Below are 17,636 nucleotides of genomic sequence, written 5' to 3' on the forward strand. Positions count from 1 at the left end.
CGGATGCAGGTTGGGTAGCCCCCGCGGGTTGCCCTTCCGCTCTGATACGAGAATACGCATAGACTATGAAGCCAATTTTTAGCCGTGGCCCGTCGCTACAGATTCGCCTTATTCTGGCGGTGCTGGTGGCGCTCGGCGTTATTATTGCCGACAGCCGCCTGGGTACGTTTAGTCAAATCCGAACGTACATGGATACCGCCGTCAGTCCTTTCTACTTTATCTCAAATGGTCCTCGTGAATTACTCGACGGCGTGTCGCAAACGCTGGCTTCGCGTGACCAACTCGAACTTGAAAACCGGGCGTTGCGTCAGGAACTGCTGCTGAAAAACAGCGAACTGCTGATGCTGGGGCAATACAAACAGGAGAACGCGCGTTTGCGTGAGCTGCTGGGATCGCCATTGCGTCAGGACGAACAAAAGATGGTGACGCAGGTCATCTCAACGGTTAATGACCCTTACAGCGATCAGGTTGTGATCGACAAAGGGAGCGTTAACGGCGTCTACGAAGGCCAGCCGGTTATTAGCGACAAAGGCGTAGTAGGTCAGGTCGTGGCGGTGGCTAAATTGACCAGCCGCGTGCTGCTGATTTGCGATGCGACGCATGCGCTGCCCATTCAGGTACTGCGTAACGATATCCGCGTGATCGCTGCGGGTAACGGCTGCACCGACGATCTTCAGCTCGAACACCTGCCGGCTAACACCGACATTCGCGTTGGCGATGTGCTGGTCACCTCGGGCCTGGGTGGACGTTTCCCTGAAGGTTATCCGGTTGCTGTTGTTTCTTCCGTTAAGCTGGACACTCAGCGTGCTTATACCGTGATTCAGGCTCGCCCGACTGCGGGTCTGCAGCGTCTGCGCTATCTGCTGCTGTTGTGGGGTGCCGATCGTAATGGCGCAAACCCGATGACGCCGGAAGAAGTACACCGCGTTGCTAATGAACGTCTGATGCAGATGATGCCGCAAGTTCTGCCTGCACCAGATACCATGGGACCGCCTGCGCCAATGCCAGCACCTGCAACAGGCGTGGCTCCAGCGCCCGCAGATACCACGCCGCCACAACCTGCTCCGCGTAAGCCGGGAGGACAGTAAGTGGCAAGCTATCGTAGCCAGGGACGTTGGGTGATTTGGCTCTCGTTCCTTATTGCACTGTTGCTGCAAGTCATGCCCTGGCCGGATGACATTCTGGTTTTCCGGCCAAACTGGGTGCTGCTCATCTTATTGTATTGGATCCTGGCACTGCCGCATCGCGTAAATGTGGGCACGGGATTTGTGGTGGGTGCCATACTGGATCTCATCAGCGGCTCCACGCTTGGCGTGCGCGCATTATCGATGAGTATCATTGCTTATCTGGTCGCGTTGAAATTCCAGCTATTCCGAAACCTCGCGCTCTGGCAACAGGCGCTGGTGGTCATGTTGTTATCACTGGTCGTGGATATTATTGTTTTCTGGGCCGAGTTTTTAGTGATCAACGTCTCTTTCAGACCTGAAGTGTTCTGGAGTAGTGTAGTGAATGGTGTGCTTTGGCCATGGCTATTCTTACTGATGCGTAAAGTCCGTCAGCAGTTTGCGGTGCAATAAGGTTGATATGAATACTCTGTATCTTGCTTCAGGTTCTCCACGTCGTCAGGAGTTGCTCGCTCAGCTTGGTGTTACGTTTGAACGACTGGTCCCTGGGATTGAAGAACAGCGGCACCCGCAGGAAAGCGCGCAGCAGTACGTTTCCCGTCTGGCGCGCGAAAAAGCGCAGGCTGGCGTAGTGCTGGCACAGCGCGATTTGCCGGTATTGGGTGCGGATACCATCGTTATCCTTAATGGCGAAGTGTTGGAAAAACCGCACGACGCCGACCATGCCGCAGCAATGCTGCGCAAACTGTCGGGCAAAACGCATCAAGTTATGACGGCCGTGGCACTGGCCGATCGCCAGCACAGTCTGGACTGCCTGGTAGTGACGGAAGTGACATTCAGAGCACTAACCGATGAGGACATCGCGGGCTATGTTGCCAGCGGTGAACCAATGGATAAAGCAGGTGCATACGGTATTCAAGGGTTGGGTGGCTGTTTTGTCAGGAAGATAAATGGCAGCTATCACGCCGTAGTCGGCTTACCGCTGGTAGAAACGTATGAGTTGCTGACCAATTTTAACGCACTGCGTGAGAAAAGGGATAAACATGACGGCTGAATTGTTGGTAAACGTAACGCCATCGGAAACTCGGGTGGCTTACATCGATGGTGGTATTCTGCAGGAAATTCATATTGAACGTGAGGCGCGACGCGGAATCGTAGGCAATATCTACAAAGGTCGTGTAAGTCGTGTACTTCCGGGTATGCAGGCGGCTTTTGTAGATATTGGACTGGATAAAGCCGCATTTCTTCACGCTTCTGACATCATGCCGCACACCGAATGCGTGGCGGGTGAAGAACAAAAACAGTTCACCGTACGCGACATTTCTGAACTGGTGCGCCAGGGTCAGGATCTGATGGTACAGGTGGTAAAAGATCCGTTGGGAACTAAAGGCGCACGCCTGACGACGGACATCACGCTACCTTCCCGTTATCTCGTCTTTATGCCGGGTGCTTCGCACGTTGGCGTATCCCAACGTATCGAAAGCGAAACCGAACGCGAACGCCTGAAAAAAGTGGTGGCGGATTACTGCGATGAGCAGGGCGGCTTCATCATTCGCACGGCGGCGGAAGGCGTATGCGAAGAGGATCTGGCCTCGGATGCTGCCTACCTGAAGCGCGTCTGGACGAAAGTCATGGAGCGTAAAAAGCGCCCGCAAACGCGATACCAGATGTACGGTGAGTTGGCACTGGCACAGCGCGTGTTGCGTGACTTTGCCGATGCGCAGCTTGACCGCATCCGCGTCGACTCCCGTCTGACCTATGAGGCGTTACTGGAATTTACGGCGGAATATATCCCCGAGATGACCAGCAAGCTGGAACATTACAGCGGGCGACAGCCTATTTTTGATCTCTTTGACGTTGAGAATGAAATCCAGCGCGCGCTGGAACGCAAAGTTGAGCTGAAGTCCGGCGGTTATCTGATCATCGATCAAACCGAAGCGATGACCACCGTGGATATCAACACCGGCGCGTTTGTTGGGCATCGTAATCTCGACGACACTATCTTTAATACTAATATTGAAGCAACGCAGGCCATTGCTCGTCAGCTGCGTCTGCGTAACCTCGGCGGTATTATCATTATCGATTTTATCGACATGAATAATGAAGATCACCGTCGCCGGGTGCTGCACTCCCTGGAGCAGGCTCTGAGCAAGGATCGCGTAAAAACCAGCATTAACGGTTTTTCACAGCTGGGCCTGGTGGAGATGACGCGCAAACGCACACGTGAAAGCGTGGAACATGTACTGTGCAACGAGTGTCCGACCTGCCATGGGCGTGGTACGGTGAAAACGGTGGAAACCGTATGCTATGAAATCATGCGCGAAATCGTGCGCGTACACCATGCATATGACTCCGATCGTTTCCTGGTTTATGCCTCTCCGGCAGTGGCTGAAACCCTGAAAGGTGAAGAGTCACATGCGCTGGCGGAAGTTGAGATCTTTGTCGGCAAACAGGTCAAAGTACAAATCGAACCGCTGTATAACCAGGAGCAGTTCGACGTCGTCATGATGTAAATCGTGTAGTGGCACCCGCGCATGTAGGCCGGATAAGGCGCAAGCGCCGTTATCCGGCAATATTCACTCAAGGGGTGTGAGTCATATTTTTTGGTAGACAAGGAGAGGCGCGTGAGGCGATTGCCGGGGATTTTACTGCTCACTGGAGCCGCATTCGTTGTCATCGCAGCGCTGCTGGTCAGTGGACTGCGCCTTGCGTTACCTCATCTTGATAGCTGGCGTCCGGCCATTCTTGGCAAGATTGAATCCGCCACTGGTCTACCTGTTTCCGCCAGCCAGCTTTCTGCCAGCTGGCAAAATTTCGGTCCTACGCTTGAAGCGCGTAATATTCATGCGCAGCTGAAAGATGGGGGAGAATTTTCGGTAAAACGCGTCACGCTGGCGCTGGATGTCTGGCAAAGTTTGCTGCACATGCGCTGGCAGTTTCGCGATCTCACCTTCTGGCAACTGCAGTTGCGCACCAATACTCCTATCCAGCGCAGCGAAGGCGGAGATGGGATTGAAACCGGCCATCTCAGCGATCTCTTCCTGCGTCAGTTTGATCATTTCGATCTACGCGACAGCCATATCAGCTTTATAACCCTCTCAGGTCAACGTGCTGAACTGGCGATCCCACAGCTTACCTGGTTGAATGGTAAAAATCGGCATCGCGCCGAGGGTCAGGTCAGTCTCTCCAGCCTGACCGGACAGCACGGCATTATGCAGGTGCGTATGGATCTGCGTGATGACGAAGGGCTGTTGAATAACGGTCGAGTCTGGCTGCAGGCAGACGACATCGACGTCAAACCGTGGCTGGGCAAATGGATGCAGGATAATGTCGCGCTACAAACCGCGCGTTTTAGCCTGGAAGCATGGATGACGATCAGCAAAGGCGTCGTTTCTGGTGGTGATGTCTGGCTGAAAAAAGGCGGGGCAAGTTGGCTGGGTGAAAATCGTACGCACACGCTCTCCGTCGATAATCTGACGGCGCACATCAGCCGTGAAGAGCCGGGCTGGCAATTCTCTATTCCCGATACGCGTATCACCATGGATGATAAGCCCTGGCCGAGCGGGGCATTAACACTGGCCTGGATCCCCGAGCAGGAAGTCGGTGGCGAGAATAACAAACGCAGTGATGAGCTACGCATTCGCGCCAGTAATCTGGAACTGGCCGGGTTAGAAGGACTGCGTCCGATGGCGTCCCGGTTATCACCTGCGCTGGGTGATATCTGGCGGGCCACGCAACCCAGCGGCAAAATAGATGTGCTTGCGCTGGATATCCCGTTACAGGCGACAGAAAAAACCCGCTTCCTGTCCTCGTGGACCGATTTGGCCTGGAAACAGTGGAAGCTGCTGCCGGGGGCAGAACATTTCTCCGGTACGCTTGCGGGCAGCGTTGAAAATGGGGCGCTCACCGCCTCCATGAAACAAGCAAAAATGCCGTATGAAACCGTCTTCCGCGCGCCGCTGGAAATAGAGAACGGCGTGGCGACGCTAAGCTGGCTGAAGAATGATAAAGGCTTCCAGTTAGACGGGCGCAACATTGATGTTAAAGCGAAAGCGGTACATGCGCGCGGTGGTTTTCGCTATCTGCAACCGGCTGATGATGAGCCATGGTTGGGCATTCTGGCCGGTATCAGCACCGACGATGGCTCCCAGGCCTGGCGCTATTTCCCGGAAAACCTGATGGGTAAGGATCTGGTTGACTACCTCAGCGGCGCTATTCAGGGCGGCGAAGCGGATAACGCCACGCTGGTGTATGGCGGTAACCCGAATCTGTTCCCGTATCTGCACAATGAAGGGCAGTTTCAGGTCCTGGTGCCGCTACGCAATGCGAAATTTGCTTTCCAGCCCGACTGGCCTGCGCTAACCGATCTTAATATCGAACTAAACTTCATTAACGATGGCCTGTGGATGAAGACGGATAGCGTCAATCTAGGCGGCGTGAAGGCCAGTAACCTGACGGCTAATATTCCCGACTATGCAAAAGAAAAGCTGCTGATTGATGCCGATATCAACGGGCCAGGCAAGGCGGTTGGACCTTATTTTGATGAGACTCCGTTGAAGGATTCTCTCGGCGCCACGCTGGAACAGTTGCAAATTGACGGTGATGTGAATGCTCGCTTACATCTTGATATTCCGCTAGACGGCTCGCTGGTTACCGCCAAAGGCGACGTCAACCTGCGTAATAACAGCTTGTTTATTAAACCACTCGACAGCACGCTGAAGAATTTGAATGGTAAATTCAGCTTTATCAACGGCGATCTGAAGAGCGAGCCGATGACGGCGAACTGGTTTAATCAGCCGCTGAACGTCGACTTCTCCACCACCGAAGGGGCGAAAGCCTATCAGGTAGCCGTGAACCTGCAAGGCGACTGGCAGCCAACCCGCATGGGGATTTTACCGGCGCAGGTCAACGACGCCTTAAGCGGCAGCATGGCGTGGAATGGCAAAGTGGGTATCGATCTTCCGTATCATGCCGGGCCGACCTACGACATTGAGCTAAAGGGTGACCTGAAGAATGTAAGTAGTCACTTACCTGCTCCGCTGAATAAAGCGCCCGGTGAAGCGTTGCCGGTGAATGTTAAGGCCAACGGTAATCTGCGCAGCTTTGAACTGACCGGCAATGTTGGCAGTAAGAACCACTTTAACAGCCGCTGGTTGCTGAATCAGAAACTGACGCTTGACCGCGCTATCTGGACGTCGGAAAGCCGTACTGTGCCCGCGTTACCCGATCAGCAAGGCATTGAGCTTAATCTTCCCCCTATGGATGGCGCGCAATGGCTGGCGTTGTTCCAAAAAGGCGCAGCGGATAACGTTGGCACTAATGCCAACTTCCCACAACGCATCACCGTGCGTACGCCATCATTATCCCTGGGCGGTCAGCAGTGGAATAATTTGAGTATTGTGTCTGAGCCTGCGAGCAATGGCTCCATCGTGCAGGCGCAGGGTCGTGAAATTAATGCCACGCTGGCGATGCGCAATAATGCGCCATGGCTGGCCAATATTAAGTATCTTTATTACAACCCCAGCGCGGCGAAAGCGTCACCGGGCAACACATCAGCCTCGCCGTTTTCCGCCGTGGACAACTTCAGCTTCCGCGGCTGGCCGGACCTTCAGTTACGCTGTGCCGAGTGCTGGATGTGGGGACAGAAATATGGGCGCATTGATGCCGATGTAGCAATTAAAGGCGACACGCTAACGTTGAGCAACGGTCTGTTGGATACGGGCTTTGCCAGACTGACCACCGATGGCGTGTGGGTGAATGCGCCGGGCAAAGAGCGAACGTCACTGAAGGGTAAACTGAGCGGTAATAAAATTGACTCTGCGGCCAGTTTCTTTGGCGTATCGACCCCGATTCGTAATTCTTCGTTCAACGTGGAGTATGACCTGCACTGGCGTAACCCGCCATGGGATCCGGACGAAGCTTCGCTGAATGGGATTTTGCGTACCCGGTTGGGCAAAGGTGAGCTTACCGAACTCAGTACCGGGCATGCGGGGCAACTGTTGCGACTGCTGAGCTTTGATGCGTTGCTACGTAAACTGCGTTTTGATTTTAGCGATACCTTCAGTGAAGGTTTCTATTTCGACTCGATTCGCAGCACGGCGTGGATCAAAGATGGTGTGATGCATACCGACGACACGCTGGTGGATGGTCTGGAGGCAGACATTGCGATGAAAGGCTCAGTGAACCTGGTCCGTCGGGAGCTGGATATGGAAGCCATTGTCGCGCCTGAAATTTCTGCCACCGTAGGGGTTGCCGCTGCGTTTGCTGTCAACCCGATTGTCGGTGCGGCGGTGTTTGCTGCCAGTAAGGTTCTGGGACCATTATGGAGCAAAGTTTCGATTCTGCGCTATCGCATCACCGGTCCGGTCGATAAACCGCAGATTAACGAAGTTCTGCGTCAGCCGCGCAAAGAAAGCCAGCAATGATTTGACGGGGGCAAGTAATTGCCCCAATCTCAGTACATAGTATTGCCGGATGGAGCAGCGCTTATCCGGCCTACAGTAGCCTAACAACGTAGGCCGGATAAGGCGTTTTTGCCGCCATCCGGCAGAATTAAATGAGTAACCAAAACGATGAGTCTGAACCTGGTAAGTGAACAATTGCTAGCGGCGAATGGCCTGAAACATCAGGATCTGTTTGCCATTCTGGGCCAACTGGCCGAACGCCGTCTTGACTACGGCGATCTCTATTTTCAGTCGAGCTATCACGAATCCTGGGTTTTAGAAGACCGCATCATTAAAGACGGCTCTTACAATATCGATCAGGGTGTTGGCGTGCGCGCCATCAGCGGCGAAAAAACAGGGTTTGCCTATGCAGACCAGATCAGCCTGCTGGCGCTGGAGCAAAGTGCTCATGCTGCCCGTACTATCGTGCGTGACAGCGGTGACGGCAAAGTAAAAACGCTAGGAGCGGTTGAGCATCAGGCGCTTTACACTTCGGTTGATCCGTTACAGAGCATGAGCCGCGAAGAGAAACTGGATATTCTGCGTCGCGTTGATAGCGTGGCCCGTGCCGCCGACAAACGCGTCCAGGAAGTAACCGCCAGCCTGACCGGTGTTTATGAACTGATTCTGGTAGCAGCGACCGACGGTACGTTGGCCGCTGACGTTCGTCCGCTGGTACGCCTGTCCGTAAGCGTACAGGTCGAAGAGGACGGTAAGCGCGAGCGCGGTGCCAGCGGTGGTGGCGGTCGTTTTGGCTATGACTATTTCCTTGGCGACCTTGATGGTGAAGTCCGTGCTGACGCTTGGGCGAAAGAAGCCGTACGCATGGCGTTAGTTAATTTGTCCGCGGTAGCAGCGCCTGCTGGTACGCTGCCGGTAGTACTCGGCGCTGGCTGGCCTGGCGTTCTGCTGCATGAAGCGGTCGGTCATGGTCTGGAAGGTGACTTTAACCGCCGTGGTACCTCGGTATTCAGCGGTCACATGGGTGAGCTGGTGACGTCGGAACTGTGTACCGTTGTGGATGATGGCACAATGGCGGACCGTCGTGGCTCTGTGGCTATTGATGATGAAGGCACACCGGGTCAGTACAACGTGCTGATCGAAAACGGTATTCTGAAAGGCTACATGCAGGACAAACTGAACGCGCGCCTGATGGGCGTCGCGCCAACGGGTAACGGTCGCCGTGAATCTTACGCGCACCTGCCGATGCCACGTATGACCAACACCTACATGCTGCCGGGGAAATCCACGCCGCAGGAAATCATCGAATCCGTTGAATACGGTATTTATGCACCTAACTTCGGCGGCGGCCAGGTGGATATCACCTCCGGGAAATTTGTGTTCTCGACGTCTGAAGCGTATCTGATTGAAAACGGTAAAGTAACCAAACCGGTGAAAGGCGCGACGCTGATTGGGTCTGGTATCGAAGCGATGCAGCAGATTTCGATGGTAGGTAACGACCTGAAGCTGGATAACGGGGTTGGTGTGTGCGGTAAAGAAGGGCAGAGCCTGCCGGTGGGCGTGGGCCAGCCGACGCTGAAGGTGGATAACCTGACGGTAGGTGGTACTGCATAACATCATGATGTATGCCCGATAAGCACCAGCGCTATCGGGCATCTTTCCGGACGCGGCGTCAACGCCTTATCCGGCCAATACTCTTTTTATTTCTCTTTTCCCCGGCCGTACATCCCCTGAAAAAGCTGCGCTACATCGACAAAATACTCCGTCAGATAGTTAATCACCACCTGGACCTTGAGCGGCAGTTTGTCTTTTTCGGTATATAGCGCATAGACCGGACGCGGATCCGACTGGTAGCGGGGAAGGAGGATCTCCACTTCGCCACGATTGATCTCATTGATCACCCACATTAGCGGCACATAGGCAATGCCTGCACCCGCAGCCAGCCAGCGCACCAATGTCATCGGATCGTTAGTCACAAAACGACCCTCTGGGATCAGGCGGGTGGAAATTCCTTCCGGAGCGATAAGCTCGAATTCATTATCCGGGCGCACGCTGTATTCCAGCCACGAGTGGTTGCTGAGATCGGCGGGTTTCTCCGGGGCACCAAACTGTGCGAGATAGCTTTTAGCCGCGCAGACCACCATCGGCATGGCGCCCAGGCGACGCGAGAACAAACTGGAGTCCTGCAACGCACCGACGCGGATGACCACGTCCAGACCATCGGCGATTAAATCCGGTGCCGGGATGCCTGTTACCAGATTTACCGTCAGACCGGGGTATTCCTTCAGCATGGTCGCAGTCAATCCGGCGAGGACATTTTGTGCCATGGTTGAAGAACAACCAATGCGCAGCGTACCGATGGGCGTGTTGTTAAAGGCATAAAGCTGCTCGTGAACATCCTGCGCTTCGTGCAGCATTCTCCGGCAGCCCTGATAGTAAATTTTACCAGCTTCGGTCAGCCCAATGCTGCGTGTACTGCGGTTTAGCAGCTTAACCTGTAGCTCATCTTCCAGTTTGGAGACCGTCTGGCTTATCGATGAAACGCTCATTTGTAGCTGTCTTGCGGCGGCGGTGAAGGAGCCCAGTTCGACGACTTTGGCGAACACCGACATACGTTTTAATCGTTCCATTGTTCACTCTGGCTTAAAAGTGATTTAGATCACATAATATAGATAACAGCATAACAGTTACGTTAATATATTATTATTCAAATAACAGCTATGTCGCTCTCGCCTGGCTCATCCTTGCCCTTCTCTGCGGTGACATACGCTAGAAAATCTATCACCTGCACTCTCTTAAGTTACCAAGGTCAACATGAGTCTGTTTCCCGTTATCGTGGTGTTTGGTTTGTCCTTCCCACCGATTTTTTTCGAATTACTTTTGTCACTGGCGATTTTCTGGCTGGTGCGCCGGATGCTGGTTCCAACCGGCATCTATGATTTTGTCTGGCATCCGGCTCTGTTTAACACCGCGCTGTATTGCTGCCTGTTCTATTTAATAACGCGCCTGTTCGTTTGAGGTTGAAGTGAAAACACTAACAAAAAAACTCTCCCGTACGGCCACGACTCTCGTACTGGTCATTCTGGCCTTCATCGCTATTTTTCGCGCATGGGTGTATTACACCGAGTCGCCATGGACACGTGATGCGCGTTTCAGCGCGGAAGTTGTCGCTATTGCGCCGGATGTTGCGGGTCTTATTTCCAACGTTAACGTCCATGATAACCAACTGGTGAAAAAGGATCAGATTCTGTTCACCATCGATCAGCCACGCTACAAGAAAGCCCTTGAGCAGGCCGAAGCTGATGTTTCTTATTATCAGGTTCTGGCCCAGGAAAAACGCCAGGAGGCTGGACGTCGTAACCGCCTTGGCGTGCAGGCCATGTCTCGTGAAGAGATTGACCAGTCAAACAACGTCCTGCAAACCGTATTACACCAGCTTGCGAAAGCACAAGCGACCCGCGACCTGGCAAAATTAGATCTGGAACGTACCGTCATTCGCGCACCAGCAGACGGTTGGGTCACTAACCTGAACGTCTATAGCGGCGAATTTATTACGCGTGGTTCCACAGCGGTGGCACTGGTCAAACAGCATTCTTTCTATGTGCTGGCCTATATGGAAGAAACCAAACTGGAAGGCGTTCGCCCTGGTTATCGCGCTGAGATCACCCCGTTGGGCAGTAATAATGTCTTAAAAGGTACCGTTGATAGCGTGGCGGCGGGGGTAACAAATGCCAGCAGTACGCAGGATGCAAAAGGTATGGCGACCATTGATTCAAATCTGGAATGGGTGCGCCTGGCGCAGCGTGTACCGGTGCGAATCCGCCTTGATGAACAGCAGGGAACTCTGTGGCCTGCCGGGACAACGGCTACCGTTGTCATTACCGGTAAGCAGGACCGTGATGCAAGCCAGGAGTCCTTCTTCCGTAAAATGGCGCACCGCCTGCGCGAGTTTGGTTAATCGTGATGGGTATTTTCTCCATTGCCAACCAGCATATCCGCTTTGCGGTAAAACTGGCATGCGCGATTGTACTGGCGCTGTTCGTTGGTTTTCACTTCCAACTTGAGACTCCGCGTTGGGCGGTGCTGACTGCAGCTATTGTGGCGGCAGGCCCGGCCTTTGCTGCCGGTGGGGAACCCTATTCAGGGGCTATTCGCTATCGCGGCATGCTGCGTATTGTCGGGACATTTATCGGTTGTATTGCCGGACTGATCATTATCATCAGTATGATCCGCGCTCCGTTATTGATGATCCTGGTGTGCTGTATTTGGGCCGGTTTTTGTACCTGGATCTCGTCACTGGTGAAGATCGAGAACTCCTATGCCTGGGGGCTTTCGGGCTATACGGCGCTGATCATCGTCATTACCATTCAGGCTGAACCGCTGCTGACGCCACAGTTTGCACTCGAACGTTGCAGTGAAATTGTGATGGGGATTGTCTGCGCCATTGTGGCCGATCTGCTTTTTTCTCCCCGTTCGATAAAACAAGAGATTGATGTTGAGCTGGATAGCCTGCTGGTGGCGCAATATCAACTGATGCAGTTGTGCATTAAGCACGGCGACAGCGAGGTCGTGGATAAAGCTTGGGGCGATTTAGTCCGTCGAACGGCGGCGCTGGAGGGCATGCGCAGCAACCTCAATATGGAGTCTTCACGTTGGGTGCGTGCTAATCGCAGACTCAAAGCATTAAACACGCTGTCGCTCACGCTCATTACTCAGTCCTGTGAAACTTACCTTATTCAAAATACCCGCCCGGAACTTATCACCGACACCTTCCGCGAGTTGTTCGATACGCCGGTTGAAACGGTGCAGGATGTCCACAAACAGTTGAAGCGGATGCGTCGGGTTATTGTCTGGACTGGCGAACGTGAAACACCGGTAACGATTTATAGCTGGGCAGGTGCGGCGACGCGCTACCTGCTGCTCAAACGTGGTGTGGTGAGTAATACCAAGATTAGCGCTACGGAAGAAGAGATCCTGCAAGGTGAGCCGGTGGTGAAAGTGGAGTCTGCCGAGCGTCATCATGCGATGGTTAACTTCTGGCGTACCACGCTTTCTTGTGTGCTGGGGACCTTATTCTGGCTATGGACCGGATGGACTTCCGGCAGCGGTGCAATGGTGATGATTGCGGTCGTCACCTCGCTGGCAATGCGTTTGCCAAATCCTCGCATGGTGGCGATAGACTTTATCTATGGGACGTTGGCAGCGTTACCGCTCGGAGCGCTCTATTTCCTGGTGATTATCCCTAATACGCAACAAAGCATGCTGTTACTGTGCCTGAGCCTGGCGGTGCTGGGATTCTTTCTGGGGATTGAGGTACAGAAACGACGGTTGGGATCGATGGGGGCGCTGGCCAGCACCATTAATATCATTGTGCTGGATAACCCGATGACCTTCCACTTTAGCCAGTTCCTTGATAGTGCGCTGGGGCAGATTGTTGGCTGCGTGTTGGCGTTTATCGTCATTCTGCTGGTGCGTGATAACTCTCGTGACAGAACAGGCCGCGTATTGCTCAACCAGTTTGTTTCGGCGGCGGTTTCAGCAATGACCACCAATGTAGTCCGTCGTAAAGAAAATCATCTTCCGGCACTTTATCAGCAGCTGTTTTTACTGATGAACAAGTTTCCCGGCGATCTGGCGAAGTTTCGCCTGGCGCTGACGATGATTATCGCGCATCAGCGCCTGCGTGATGCACCGGTACCGGTAAACGAGGATCTATCCGCATTCCATCGTCAGCTTCGTCGTACTGCCGATCACGTAATTTCAGCAGGAAATGACGACAAGCGCCGACGCTACTTTAGCCAGTTACTGGAGGAGCTCGAGGTCTACCAGGAGAAATTAATCATCTGGCAAGCACCGCCGCAGGTGACCGAGCCGGTAAAACGACTCAGTGGGATGCTGCACAAATACCAGCATGCGCTGGTCAGTAATTAAGAGTTGAAAACCGACGCTAAAAGCGTCGGTTTTTTTATGGCTATACTTACCTGAAAATGCGAGAGACCCCTGGATATTGGCGGTCTGTAGAGTAGCTGGCGTCGGGATGGTGGCTATAGATGAACATCTATACATTTGATTTTGACGAGATAGAAGATCAGGGCGATTTCTACCGCGAGTTCACGCGCACATTCGGTCTGGCCCGGGAAAAGGTGGTTGATTTGGATTCTCTGTGGGAGGTGGTGATCGGGGAAGTCTTGCCGCTGCCGCTGGAGATTGAATTTGTCCATTTACCGGACAAGCTGCGCAGGCGATACGGCGCGTTGATTTTACTGTTCGATGAAGCGGAAGAAGAGCTGGAAGGGCAGTTGCGTTTTAACGTTCGTCACTCAATGTAAGACATAAAAAAGCCCCCGGCAGGCGGGGGCAAGTCGTCGGACTTAGACGACGAGGGTTTATTTGTAGAGTTCTGCAGTAGCGTGCCAGTGAGCACCTTCACGGAGTTCGGTGACGCGATAGCTGCTGGCGCCTGCTTTTTCAGCTTTAGCGGCGATGGCCTGACGCATGTCCATTGGTGAACTACCGATCTGAGAGACGGAGACGCTACCGATGGATTGCAGATTCTGTGCTTCTTGTGAGTTCACCTGAGTAACCGCGGCGCTTGCACCGAAGGAGAGAACAGAAAGAAGGCTTAAGGTTGCAATAGTAGTTTTGATTTTCATGATATTTACCTCGTCGAATTCTTTTATTGGGGGTCTGTGTTTCGTGACCCTTATCACAAAATCAAGTATACACTAATCACCCAATAAATTAATACCACGCTAATTGTTTCACTGGGTTTTGAGTGTTAAGAAAATGATTTTTTATAACTCAATGGAATTAAAAAGAGCATTTCAAACAGCTTATACAAAATAAATTTAATTAAATCATGTAGATGCTTGATTTTGCAAAATGTGCGTTTTTAAGGCTGCACATTCACCATGTGAATGTATTTTGATGGTTAAACGCACCATTTGTTAAATCAATAGCAGTGGAAAAGAGAAGGAGGGGGATGAAAAGAGAGTGTTTTCCCCCGCCGCGAGGCGACGGGGAGGCGGTATTACAGTTCTTGTTCGAACAGTTCCAGAATGGCTTCGTACAGATCTTTTACCGTAAAACCCTTAGCTGGGGTGGTGAAGATGGTATCGTCACCGGCAATCGTACCCAGGATACCTTCCGCTTTCCCCAATGAGTCAAGCAGACGTGCAATCAACTGAGCAGCGCCAGGGCTGGTATGAATAACCACGACCGCATCGTTATAGTCGATATCCAACACCAGATTTTTCAGCGGGCTGGAGGTCGTGGGTACGCCCAGCTCCGCCGGAAGACAGTACACCATTTCCATTTTCGCATTGCGGGTACGCACGGCGCCAAATTTGGTCAGCATGCGTGAAACCTTGGACTGATTGATATTATCAAAGCCCTGATCCTGCAACGCGAGGACGATTTCGCCTTGAGAGCTGAACTTTTCTTCTTTAAGCAGCGCTTTAAACGCCTTTACTAATTCTTCTTGTTTTGCCGAGCTTCGCATAAGTCACCCGTAATATGGCGGTAGAAACAACATTATTGTGCATACAGATGAATTTTTATGCAAACAGTCTGCCTTGTTCAAGGCTGAAATAATGTTATGAAAGAGCGGAATTTTATCAAATTTCGTTATCAAGAAACATGCCTGTGTCACGGCTCGCAAATAAGGTTAAAAGTAAATTAAATGTTATCAAATTGATGTTGTTTTGAGAGGCGGGTAGGGTATATTGTCAGCACCTGTTGGAAAGTTGCTCTACTGTGTGGGTGGTTTTGAATTACGTAACTTAGGTTTTATTTTACGTAAGTTAAATGCATAAAAGCCAAATTTGCGTGACTACGCATTCTTGACGCGTGGTTGTTGTATTCATTGGATTTGTGAATTAAGGTCGCCGCCGCGGAGCAATAGACATTTTGCTTATCAATATAATAAGGAGTTTAGGATGAAAGTTGCAGTCCTCGGCGCTGCTGGTGGTATCGGTCAGGCGCTAGCATTACTGTTAAAAACCCAACTGCCTTCAGGTTCAGAACTCTCCCTGTACGACATCGCTCCAGTAACACCTGGTGTGGCCGTTGATTTGAGCCATATCCCTACTGCTGTGAAAATCAAAGGCTTCAGCGGCGAAGATGCTACCCCTGCACTGGAAGGTGCTGATGTGGTACTGATCTCTGCGGGTGTCGCACGTAAACCGGGTATGGATCGTTCCGACCTGTTCAACGTCAACGCCGGAATCGTGAAGAACCTGGTGCAGCAAGTTGCTAAAACCTGCCCGAAAGCGTGTATCGGTATCATCACCAACCCGGTGAATACTACCGTTGCTATCGCTGCAGAAGTGCTGAAAAAAGCAGGCGTATACGATAAGAACAAACTGTTTGGCGTGACCACGCTGGACATCATCCGCTCCAACACCTTTGTTGCGGAACTGAAAGGCAAACAACCAGGCGACGTTGAAGTTCCGGTTATTGGCGGCCATTCTGGCGTGACCATCCTGCCACTGCTGTCACAAATTCCTGGCGTAAGCTTCACCGAACAAGAAGCAGCTGACCTGACTAAACGTATCCAGAATGCGGGTACTGAAGTTGTGGAAGCCAAAGCCGGTGGCGGTTCTGCAACCCTGTCTATGGGTCAGGCTGCTGCACGTTTCGGCCTGTCCCTGGTTCGCGCATTGAGCGGCGAAAAAGGTGTGGTTGAATGTGCTTACGTTGAAGGCGACGGCCAGTATGCTCGTTTCTTCTCTCAGCCGCTGCTGCTGGGTAAAAACGGCGTAGAAGAGCGTCAGTCTATCGGCAAGCTGAGCGCGTTTGAACAAAGCTCGCTGGAAGGCATGCTGGATACGCTGAAAAAAGATATTACTCTGGGCGAAGAGTTCGTTAAGTAACGCGAAGAAAGGCCTGCGTGTATTTGTAGGCCTGATAAGCGTAGCGCCATCAGGCATTACGTACTAACTCTCTACGATATCGCCTAATAAAAACCGGAGCCAACATGCTCCGGTTTTTTTATGGTCAGTAGGCCGCCAGACGTGACGTTAATTGGTGGCTGGGTATTCCTGGATCGTTACCTGCAGCGTCAACTGTTTGTCATCACGCATCACGACAACGGAGATAACTGAACCTGGTCGAATCTCTGCCACCTGGTCCATCGTTTCCAGCGCAGACACCGCCGGTTTGTTATTGACCGAGATAATCAGATCGTTAACCTGAATGCCCGCCTGCGCTGCCGGACCATCCGGGGAAACTTCGTTAACCACAATCCCCTGAATTTGATCCATCCCGCCGCCCTGAGCGTGCAGTGGTGCAATTTCGCGACCGCTGATACCGATGTAGCCACGAATCACGCGCCCGTCACGAATCAGCTTATCCATGATTTTAGTCGCCAACTGAAACGGAATGGCAAAACCGATCCCTTCCGGGGTTTCGCCATCGTTGCTCTTATCAAATGACAGCGTGTTAATCCCCATCAATTCACCCAGTGAGTTGACCAGCGCACCGCCGGAGTTTCCGTGGTTGATGGAAGCATCTGTTTGCAGGAAGTTTTGCCGTCCTGTCGGGTTCAGGCCAATTCGACCGGTGGCGCTGATGATCCCCTGAGTGATGGTTTGCCCAAGGTTGTACGGGTTACCGATGGCGAGTACTACGTCACCAATGTGCGGCACGCGTTTGTTATTAATTGGGATTGTTGGCAGCCCGCCAGTGGCGTTGATTTTCAGCACCGCAAGGTCGGTTAACGTATCAGACCCCACAAGCAGCGCTTCAAATACGCGGCCGTCCTGCAATGCGACGATGATTTGGTCGGCATCGTTAATGACGTGCTTATTGGTAATGATATAGCCGCGCTGATCCATGATAACGCCTGAGCCGAGCGTGCGGATCTCAAGCTGGTTGTGCGCGGTACTGTTCATACTGCGGTTATAAACGTTCACAACGGCAGGCGCTGCGCGGCGAACCGCCGAGTTATAGCTGGCAGGCGTTTCATCTGCACTGTCGAACTGCGGTGCGGTAAGCGTATTAATTTTTCGCAGAGAGGGCATCGCCGCCAGCAGAATGGCGCCGACGATTAAACCAATCGCGACCGAACGTAAAAGCTTCACAAACATGATGGCGGCGTCATTAATAA

General features: G+C 52.6%; 15 protein-coding genes. 11 read left to right on the forward strand and 4 right to left on the reverse strand.

The features are described from left to right. Nucleotides 1-65: 65 nt before the first annotated feature. The 6 genes from mreC (at nucleotide 66) to tldD (ending at nucleotide 9,142) form a co-directional block, all read left to right on the forward strand. On the forward strand, nucleotides 66-1,088 hold the full coding sequence (gene mreC / locus JQN59_RS02210; protein WP_003828827.1) for a rod shape-determining protein MreC: 1,023 nt from the start codon (nucleotides 66-68) through the stop codon (nucleotides 1,086-1,088). Then, entirely contained in the window at nucleotides 1,089-1,577 is a 489-nt protein-coding gene (gene mreD / locus JQN59_RS02215) for a rod shape-determining protein MreD (RefSeq protein WP_003025196.1), read from the forward strand. Between the two features lie 7 nt (nucleotides 1,578-1,584). Further along, on the forward strand, nucleotides 1,585-2,178 hold the full coding sequence (locus JQN59_RS02220; protein WP_057067977.1) for a Maf family protein: 594 nt from the start codon (nucleotides 1,585-1,587) through the stop codon (nucleotides 2,176-2,178). Then, on the forward strand, nucleotides 2,168-3,637 hold the full coding sequence (gene rng / locus JQN59_RS02225; protein WP_003025190.1) for a ribonuclease G: 1,470 nt from the start codon (nucleotides 2,168-2,170) through the stop codon (nucleotides 3,635-3,637). Before JQN59_RS02220 ends, rng begins: the two co-directional genes overlap by 11 nt. A 111-nt stretch (nucleotides 3,638-3,748) precedes the next feature. Next, complete coding sequence (yhdP, locus tag JQN59_RS02230; protein ID WP_149607296.1) at nucleotides 3,749-7,549, forward strand: AsmA2 domain-containing protein YhdP; 3,801 nt, start codon at nucleotides 3,749-3,751, stop codon at nucleotides 7,547-7,549. Between the two features lie 147 nt (nucleotides 7,550-7,696). Then, on the forward strand, nucleotides 7,697-9,142 hold the full coding sequence (tldD, locus tag JQN59_RS02235; RefSeq protein ID WP_149607297.1) for a metalloprotease TldD: 1,446 nt from the start codon (nucleotides 7,697-7,699) through the stop codon (nucleotides 9,140-9,142). Between the two features lie 86 nt (nucleotides 9,143-9,228). On the opposite strand, the gene aaeR is transcribed toward tldD, so the two are convergent. Continuing rightward, nucleotides 9,229-10,158 carry an HTH-type transcriptional activator AaeR gene (aaeR, locus tag JQN59_RS02240; protein ID WP_008785957.1) on the reverse strand — a complete coding sequence of 310 codons (930 nt, stop codon included), beginning with the start codon at nucleotides 10,156-10,158 and terminating at the stop codon, nucleotides 9,229-9,231. A 184-nt stretch (nucleotides 10,159-10,342) separates the two neighbouring features. On the opposite strand from aaeR, the gene aaeX reads away from it, so the two are divergent. The 4 genes from aaeX (at nucleotide 10,343) to JQN59_RS02260 (ending at nucleotide 13,857) form a co-directional block, all read left to right on the forward strand. Then, nucleotides 10,343-10,546 carry a p-hydroxybenzoic acid efflux pump operon protein AaeX gene (aaeX, locus tag JQN59_RS02245; protein WP_003828816.1) on the forward strand — a complete coding sequence of 68 codons (204 nt, stop codon included), beginning with the start codon at nucleotides 10,343-10,345 and terminating at the stop codon, nucleotides 10,544-10,546. Between the two features lie 7 nt (nucleotides 10,547-10,553). Beyond that, on the forward strand, nucleotides 10,554-11,486 hold the full coding sequence (gene aaeA / locus JQN59_RS02250) for a p-hydroxybenzoic acid efflux pump subunit AaeA (RefSeq protein ID WP_003828814.1): 933 nt from the start codon (nucleotides 10,554-10,556) through the stop codon (nucleotides 11,484-11,486). Nucleotides 11,487-11,491: 5 nt separating this feature from the next. Beyond that, nucleotides 11,492-13,459: a p-hydroxybenzoic acid efflux pump subunit AaeB gene (aaeB, locus tag JQN59_RS02255; protein WP_048225741.1), complete on the forward strand. Its 1,968-nt coding sequence runs from the start codon at nucleotides 11,492-11,494 to the stop codon at nucleotides 13,457-13,459. Nucleotides 13,460-13,578: 119 nt separating this feature from the next. After that, a complete protein-coding gene (locus JQN59_RS02260; protein ID WP_003025168.1) occupies nucleotides 13,579-13,857 on the forward strand; it encodes a barstar family protein in 279 nt (92 codons plus the stop codon). A 57-nt stretch (nucleotides 13,858-13,914) separates the two neighbouring features. On the opposite strand, the gene yhcN is transcribed toward JQN59_RS02260, so the two are convergent. Together yhcN and argR are read right to left on the reverse strand one after the other, a co-directional pair. Continuing rightward, complete coding sequence (gene yhcN, locus JQN59_RS02265) at nucleotides 13,915-14,181, reverse strand: peroxide/acid stress response protein YhcN (RefSeq protein ID WP_003828812.1); 267 nt, start codon at nucleotides 14,179-14,181, stop codon at nucleotides 13,915-13,917. A 377-nt stretch (nucleotides 14,182-14,558) separates the two neighbouring features. Continuing rightward, nucleotides 14,559-15,029: a transcriptional regulator ArgR gene (argR, locus tag JQN59_RS02270; RefSeq protein WP_003025162.1), complete on the reverse strand. Its 471-nt coding sequence runs from the start codon at nucleotides 15,027-15,029 to the stop codon at nucleotides 14,559-14,561. A gap of 436 nt (nucleotides 15,030-15,465) precedes the next feature. On the opposite strand from argR, the gene mdh reads away from it, so the two are divergent. Further along, nucleotides 15,466-16,401, forward strand: a complete 936-nt coding sequence (gene mdh, locus JQN59_RS02275) for a malate dehydrogenase (protein WP_008785953.1) — start codon at nucleotides 15,466-15,468, stop codon at nucleotides 16,399-16,401. A 147-nt stretch (nucleotides 16,402-16,548) separates the two neighbouring features. Here mdh and degS read toward each other — a convergent pair whose 3' ends face one another. After that, nucleotides 16,549-17,616 (reverse strand): outer membrane-stress sensor serine endopeptidase DegS, encoded by a 1,068-nt coding sequence (degS, locus tag JQN59_RS02280; protein WP_032945146.1) that lies wholly within the window; start codon nucleotides 17,614-17,616, stop codon nucleotides 16,549-16,551. Between the last annotated feature and the right edge of the window lie 20 nt (nucleotides 17,617-17,636).

Source organism: Citrobacter sp. B72, assembly GCF_016894305.1.
Lineage (GTDB): Bacteria > Pseudomonadota > Gammaproteobacteria > Enterobacterales > Enterobacteriaceae > Citrobacter > Citrobacter portucalensis.

Coding starts and splice junctions, on each gene's coding strand:
- rng (WP_003025190.1), top strand. CDS start 2,168: ATGACGGCTGAATTGTTGGTAAACGTAACGCCATCGGAAACTCGGGTG.
- aaeX (WP_003828816.1), top strand. CDS start 10,343: ATGAGTCTGTTTCCCGTTATCGTGGTGTTTGGTTTGTCCTTCCCACCG.
- aaeB (WP_048225741.1), top strand. CDS start 11,492: ATGGGTATTTTCTCCATTGCCAACCAGCATATCCGCTTTGCGGTAAAA.
- aaeR (WP_008785957.1), bottom strand. CDS start 10,158: ATGGAACGATTAAAACGTATGTCGGTGTTCGCCAAAGTCGTCGAACTG.
- mreC (WP_003828827.1), top strand. CDS start 66: ATGAAGCCAATTTTTAGCCGTGGCCCGTCGCTACAGATTCGCCTTATT.
- yhcN (WP_003828812.1), bottom strand. CDS start 14,181: ATGAAAATCAAAACTACTATTGCAACCTTAAGCCTTCTTTCTGTTCTC.
- mdh (WP_008785953.1), top strand. CDS start 15,466: ATGAAAGTTGCAGTCCTCGGCGCTGCTGGTGGTATCGGTCAGGCGCTA.
- tldD (WP_149607297.1), top strand. CDS start 7,697: ATGAGTCTGAACCTGGTAAGTGAACAATTGCTAGCGGCGAATGGCCTG.
- JQN59_RS02220 (WP_057067977.1), top strand. CDS start 1,585: ATGAATACTCTGTATCTTGCTTCAGGTTCTCCACGTCGTCAGGAGTTG.
- JQN59_RS02260 (WP_003025168.1), top strand. CDS start 13,579: ATGAACATCTATACATTTGATTTTGACGAGATAGAAGATCAGGGCGAT.
- degS (WP_032945146.1), bottom strand. CDS start 17,616: ATGTTTGTGAAGCTTTTACGTTCGGTCGCGATTGGTTTAATCGTCGGC.
- argR (WP_003025162.1), bottom strand. CDS start 15,029: ATGCGAAGCTCGGCAAAACAAGAAGAATTAGTAAAGGCGTTTAAAGCG.